6 protein-coding genes are annotated in these 6,276 nt (G+C 68.4%); 4 read left to right on the top strand and 2 right to left on the bottom strand.

The window, feature by feature from the left end:
- The first annotated feature begins 230 nt into the window (after nt 1–230).
- Both ACRDSQ_RS08205 and ACRDSQ_RS08200 read left to right on the top strand, forming a co-directional pair.
- Nucleotides 231–977 carry an SAM-dependent methyltransferase gene (locus ACRDSQ_RS08205; protein WP_431420140.1) on the top strand — a complete coding sequence of 249 codons (747 nt, stop codon included), beginning with the start codon at nt 231–233 and terminating at the stop codon, nt 975–977.
- A 169-nt stretch (nt 978–1,146) separates the two neighbouring features.
- A complete protein-coding gene (locus ACRDSQ_RS08200) occupies nt 1,147–2,016 on the top strand; it encodes a S1 family peptidase (RefSeq protein ID WP_431420139.1) in 870 nt (289 codons plus the stop codon).
- 42 nt (nt 2,017–2,058) lie between these two features.
- On the opposite strand, the gene ACRDSQ_RS08195 is transcribed toward ACRDSQ_RS08200, so the two are convergent.
- Nucleotides 2,059–2,559, bottom strand: a complete 501-nt coding sequence (locus ACRDSQ_RS08195) for a GNAT family N-acetyltransferase (RefSeq protein WP_431420138.1) — start codon at nt 2,557–2,559, stop codon at nt 2,059–2,061.
- 87 nt (nt 2,560–2,646) lie between these two features.
- Nucleotides 2,647–3,924, bottom strand: a complete 1,278-nt coding sequence (locus ACRDSQ_RS08190) for an NlpC/P60 family protein (RefSeq protein ID WP_431420137.1) — start codon at nt 3,922–3,924, stop codon at nt 2,647–2,649.
- 322 nt (nt 3,925–4,246) lie between these two features.
- Between ACRDSQ_RS08190 and ACRDSQ_RS08185 the strand changes: the two genes are divergently transcribed.
- Entirely contained in the window at nt 4,247–4,723 is a 477-nt protein-coding gene (locus tag ACRDSQ_RS08185; RefSeq protein ID WP_431420136.1) for a hypothetical protein, read from the top strand.
- Nucleotides 4,720–6,225 carry a flagellar basal body protein FliL gene (locus ACRDSQ_RS08180; RefSeq protein ID WP_431420135.1) on the top strand — a complete coding sequence of 502 codons (1,506 nt, stop codon included), beginning with the start codon at nt 4,720–4,722 and terminating at the stop codon, nt 6,223–6,225. The genes ACRDSQ_RS08185 and ACRDSQ_RS08180 overlap by 4 nt, the downstream gene beginning before the upstream one ends.
- Nucleotides 6,226–6,276: the final 51 nt, after the last annotated feature.

Genomic DNA, 6,276 nt, shown 5'->3' with positions numbered 1-6,276 from the left:
CCCGGAAACCGCCCACCGACGCGACAGTCGGCCCACAACCATGGCCATATCCAGGAATTCCTGGCAAAACCCCGCCACAGCAACCTTTCAACCAGATCCCACAAACCCGTGCAAGATCGAGGCTAGTGTGGCCAGGTCAATCCTTGCGACGCGATGAGGTGTTTTGGTGACTGTTCGGACGGTTCGGCGCGCCGCTGTCACCCACACCTCACCCGTAAGGACCGACCGAAGTGGATCTTCCACGTAGTTTCACCATCCGCGAGAGCAGCCACCGGGTCCTCAACCCGATCACTCCCGAGAAGCTCGCCACGATGGGCCGCGCGCTGCGCCTGCCCGCGGGGACGACAGCGCTGGACCTGTGCTGCGGCAAGGGCGAACTGCTCTGCACCTGGGCACGCGACCACGCCGTGACCGGTGTCGGCGTCGACATCAGCACGGTGTTCCTCGACGCCGCCCGCGAGCGCGCCGTCGAGCTTGGCGTGGCCGACCGGGTCGCCTTCCGACATGACGACGCCGCCGGATTCGTCGCCGACGAACCGGTCGATCTGGTCGCCTGCGTCGGCGCGACCTGGATCGGCGAAGGCGTGACCGGCACTGTCGAGTTGCTCGACCGCAGCCTGCGGCCGGGCGGGCTGATGCTGATCGGCGAGCCGTACTGGCGGCTGGCGCCACCGGACCAGGCGACCGTCGAAGCCTGTTACGCCACCGAGGCCGACGAGTGGCGGTCGTTGTCCGATCTGGTCGCGCACTTCAACGACCTCGGCTGGGACGTCGTGGAGATGGTCCTCGCCGACGGCGACAGCTGGGACCGCTACGTCGCCGCCCAGTGGCTCAACGTCCGCCGATGGCTCGATGACAACCCCTATGACGAGTTGGCGCCCGAGCTGCGCGCCGACCTGAGCGAGTCGCAAATCCGCTACACCCGCTACCTGCGTGAATACCTCGGCTGGGGTCTGTTCGCGTTGATGAAGCGGTAGTTCGCGGGGCTCGGCGGAGGTGTTCCGCCGAGCCCCCTACTCGCGTGAAGATCACTCCAACGCCCGCTTGTGACGACCGGGACCGTCTCGTTAGGTGGGAACACCTCTCTAAAACCGCCCGGGAGCGTGCCTGGACCGCGCTCCCGGTCCCCTGCTGAAGGGCGGAACAATGAGAACCACCATCCGACACACCCTCGTCATCACGGCGGCGGCACTCGCGGTCGCGGGCGTCGTCCCCGGCACGGCCGCGGCCAACGACCTGGCCGCGTCGCGCAGCGCGCAGCAGCTCGAAGAACTCAAGTCCCGACTCGACAACGGCACGCCCGGCACGGCGTGGGCAGTGGATCCCGCTACCAACCAGGTCGTGATCACCGCCGACAGTTCCGTGCGGGAGGCCGACTTCGGCCGATTAGTGGCCATGGCCGCACGCTCGGACGGCGCGGCCCGCGTCGAACGCGCGGCGGGCACGTTCGCCCCGCTCACCACCGGCGGCGACGCCATCTACGGCGGCGGGTACCGCTGCTCGCTCGGATTCAACGTCCGCAGCGGCAGCACGTACTACTTCCTCACCGCCGGACACTGCACCGACGCGGCGTCGGCGTGGTACGCGAACTCCAGCCAGACGACCAAACTGGGTGACCGCACGGGATCCAGCTTCCCGGGCAATGACTACGGCATCGTGAAGTACACCAACTCGTCCATCACCGTCTCCGGTTCCGTCGGCGGCCAGGACATCACCTCGGCGGCCGACGCATACATCGGCGAGTCGGTCAGCCGCCGCGGCAGCACCACGGGCACCAGGAGCGGCACGGTGACCGGCCTCAAAGTCACCGTCCACTACTCCGGCGGCGGCACCGTCCGCGGCATGATCCAGACCAACGTGTGCGCCGAACCGGGCGACAGCGGCGGCCCGCTGTACGACGGCTCGAAGGCGATCGGCCTGACCTCCGGTGGCAGCGGCAACTGCCGCACCGGCGGGACGACGTTCCACCAGCCGGTCACCGAAGCCCTGAGCAGGTACGGCGTCTCGGTGTTCTAACCGGTACCGACCCCTGGTGTCCACACTGGACACCAGGGGTCGTCACCAGAGCTTGTCGATCTCCCCGGGGTAGAGGGCCACGCGCGTCCCGAGGAATGCCGACCGGTCCCGTTTGGCCGGTTCGGAGAAGAAGTCCGCCATCGTCACCTTGTCGAATCCGGTCTGGTCACTGGGAAACGGCGACGAAGGTGTCCCGCCGACGAGCACGGTGCCCGGCAGCCACCGCCATCCGGCGCTCTCGTAGAAGTCCCGCAGTGGCCGGTCGCAGGTGAAGATCCCGAGATCGAAGCCGCGCTCCGCGATGGCGTCATGCCCGGCCGCGACGAGCAGCCGGCCGTACCCGCGACCGCGAACGTCCTGCCGGGTGACGACCGTGCTCAGTCCGGCGGCGGAGTAGGCGCGTCCCGCGTGGACGATCTCCTTGGCGAGGACGTCCAGAGCGGCGACCACGACGTCGGTGTCCACCAACAGCATCGACATCGGCCGCAGAGCCGGGTCGTGGGTCAAGGAATCCCGCCCACCCGGCCATGCCTGAGCCTGCATCCGCAAGACCTGGTCGCGAAACACGGGCGGCGTATCCGCTTCGGGACACGACAGGACACGCACCCGCTTATCTCACCACGCGGCGAGTCAGAGCAGTCGGGTCGCGTAGGGCACGATGCCCCCGTAGCGGACCGGGGCGATGCGGACGCGTGAGCCTGAGTACGGCGCCTCGACCATCTGCCCGTTGCCGATGTACATCGCCACGTGGTGGATGCGGCCGCGCGTGGCCCAGAAGAGCATGTCGCCCGGGGCCATCTGGTTCAGTGGGACTCGACGGCCCGCGGCGGCCTGGTAGCCGCTGTAGTGCGGCAGTTTGATCCCCACACCGGCGAAGGCGTAGATCATCAGCCCGGAGCAGTCGAACCCGACCTTGTTGTAGTCGCCGAACGTGTCGGCGACGCCGCCGTCGCGGATGCCGCGGGTGGGGCCGCTGCCGTTGCCGCCACCCCAGGCGTACTGCACGCCCAGTTGCGACAGCGCCCGGTCGATCACGACGCGGACGGCGTTGCCCGTCGGCGGGCGGTTGACGGTCGGACGCGGGCCCGCGGGGCCGCTCTGCGCGGCGGTCGCGTTGGCTGCGTCCTCGCGCTGCTTGGCGGCGAGCCAGTCCTGGTAGCGCTTGCGCTGGTCCTCCAGGCCGCCGACCTTGGCCTGGGCCTCGTTGAGCTGGCGTTCGTAGTCCGCGCGGGCGGCTTCGAGTTCCTGGGACTTCCCGGCCTGGTCGCGCTGGGCCTGCTGAGCCGAGGCAGTGGCGGCATCCGCGTCGCGCTTGGCCTGTTCGGCCTCGGCCTGACGCTTGGTGGCCTCGTCAAGGGCGGCGCGGGCGAGCGAGTCCTTGTTGGCCTTGACCGTGCGGGCCCGCTCCATCGACTCGAGCGCGTCCAGTTCGCTGCCGCTGACGGCGTTGAGCAGCTGGGCGCGGGCGAGGAGGTCCTCGGGGCTCTTGGCCCCCATGTACGCCGACATCGAGCCGACGGTCGTGCCCTGCTTATAACTGCCAGCGGCGAACTCGTCCAGCTGCTTGCGGGCGTTCTCGATCGACTGACTGGCGTCGTCGGACTCGCGCTTGGCGGCCTCGGCGTCGGCCTTGGCCTTGGCGGCGAGGTCTTCGGCGGTCTCGAGGTCGACGAGGGCCTTGTTGGCGTCCTCCATCTTGGCCTCGACCTCGGCCTGAAGCTCCATCAGCCGGGCCTCGGCCTTGGCGAGCTGGTTCGTCAGCTCGCCGACCTTGCCCGCTTTCGCCTTGGCCTCAGTGCGGCCCGCGGAGAGCTCCGAATCGCTCGGGTTCGGCGGGGGTGGGGGCACCGCGACCGCTGTCGCCGGGACCGCCATACTGATCACCAGCGAGAGTGACGTCGCGATCATGAAGATTCTGCTACCGCGTCGTTTCCCCATGGTTCCCACCTCCCAGTGTGGACAGCTCCCCCCGTCCACTTCGGACGGATCGGCTCGCCGTGACCACCGACCTCGGCGGGAAACGGACCGACCCACGACGACTGTGCCATTAGGACCACAATTGCACCAGTCGTAACAAGGGAAACTTCATCACCCTGGACAACTTCGCCCCCTTGTGCCACGGAGGGTGCGTCCGCGCTGCTCCACCTGGGTGATCGACACTAGACACAGCGAGTGAATCGGCGGGGAGCCCGATGTGACTGCCTGTGCCCGGTGCTGCGACGATGTCGCCGTGACTCAGGGATCCACGCGCGCACGGGGGGCGGCGACCGCCGTGATCGCCGCGGCGGGGCTCGTGGCGGTCGTCGCGGGCATGTTCCTTCCCTGGTTCCGGTCCGGCTCGGTGCTGCGCGACAGCTTCCAGCTCATCGGCGTGATCCAGACCCTCGGCTTCCTGCGCGGCGACGTGCTGGAGCTGCTGCTTTACGTCTGGTTCGGCCTGGTCCCGGTGGTCACGCTGAGCGTTGTCGCCTACACGTTCGGCTTGCGCCGGACGAGCGCAACGATCTGCGTGGTTCTGACGATATTCACCGGAACCATTTCGGGTGTCGCGACCGTCGAAAGCGGTGGCGAGGAAAGCTCGCTCGGCATCGCGGGCACCGGACCGACAGTCACGTTGATCGGCTCGTCGGTGGCCCTCATCGGGGCCTTGGGCATCTTCGCAAGCCGGCGCAAGAGCGCAAGCAGGATCGCAGGAGGGGAACCGTGACCTATCCAGGTTCAGGCGGCCAGGGGCAGCCGAACGACCCATATCAGCAGCCGGGCGGCCAGCCTGGGTACCCGCAGCAGGGCGGTTACCCCCAGCAGGGCGGCCAGCCCGGATACCCGCAGCAGGGGGGCTACCCGCAGCAGCAGGGCTACCCGCAGGGTTACCCGCAGACCGGGCCGCAGCCCACGCAGCAGTACGGGCAGCCGGTCGAGCAGCCGTTCGGCCGGCCGCAGGGCGACCCGTACGGCCAGCAGCAGTTCGGCGCGTACGGCTACCCGGCGCCCGAGCAGCCCAAGAAGCGCAAGGGCCTGGTCATCGGCGTCGTGGCCGCGGTCATCGCGGTCGCCGCGGGTGCCGGTGTCACGGTGTGGGCCCTCAACCGGGGCAGCGCCCCCGCGGGCGCGCAGAGCCCGACGGCGGCGGCCACCAGCCTGGTCAACGCCCTCGGTCAGGGTGACGTCGCGGGTCTGCTCACGGGCCTGGCGCCCGCCGAGCGGGACCTGATGACCACCCTGAACTCCGAGACCACCAAGGAACTGCAGCGGCTGGAGATCTACAAGGCCGACGCCGACCCGAACAAGCTGCAGGGCTTCGAGCTCAAGACCGAGGGCCTGCAGTTCGACGAGGCAGGCGCGGAGAAGGTCAACGACCACCTGACCATCACCAAGCTGGTCGCGGGCAAGCTCACCATCAGCTCGGACGCGAGCAAGCTGCCGCTGACCGAGGAGTTCATCGAGGCGGCGTTCCCGCGCGGCCTGGACGCGAAGCCGCAGACCGAGACGGTCGACATCGCCGAGATCGTCAAGGACAACGACGGCAAGGCCATCCGCATCGCCACCGTGAACGTCGACGGCGAGTGGTACCCGAGTCTCTTCTACACGATCGCGGACTACGCGCTGCAGGAGTCCGATAACTCCTGGCCGAAGACCCCCATCGCGGCAAAGGGCGCCGACTCCCCCAACCAGGCCGTCCGCGAAATGGCCGAGGCGGGCCTGGACGCGAACCTGGAGCGAGTCATCGAACTCCTCCCGCCGGACGAGATGGCCGTAATCCACGACCTGGGCCCGATGCTGGTCGAGATGGCCAAGAAGGACGGCGCTGAACCGACCGGGGTGAAGATCACCAAGCTGGAGACCGAGACCACCGAGGTCGAGGGCGCCACGAAGGTCCTCCTCAAGGAGTTCGAGGCCGAGATGGAAGGCGAGAAGGTCAGCGTCACCAAGGACGGCGAGTGCTACTCGGCCGAGGCCCAGGGCGAACGCAAGAAGTTCTGCGCCGACGACGCGGCAGCCGAGATCGGTGGCAAGCGGATGAAGCCGGAAGCCAAGAAGGCGCTGACCAACCTGGTCAAGGGCATGATCGCCAACACCGGCGTCGTCACCACCCAGGTGGACGGCAAGTGGTACGTCAGCCCGATCCGGTCGCTGACCGACATCCAGGTCACCGCCCTGAAGAGCCTTGACCCCGCGGACGTCAAGGCCCTCATCAAGATGCTCAAGTAAGACAGAACCAAGTGCTGAACATTGAAGAGGCCCCGCCACCGGCGGGGCCTC

This window comes from Actinokineospora sp. (genome assembly GCF_050699995.1).
Taxonomy (GTDB): Bacteria; Actinomycetota; Actinomycetes; order Mycobacteriales; family Pseudonocardiaceae; genus Actinokineospora.
This window is presented reverse-complemented; position numbering and strand designations above follow the sequence as displayed.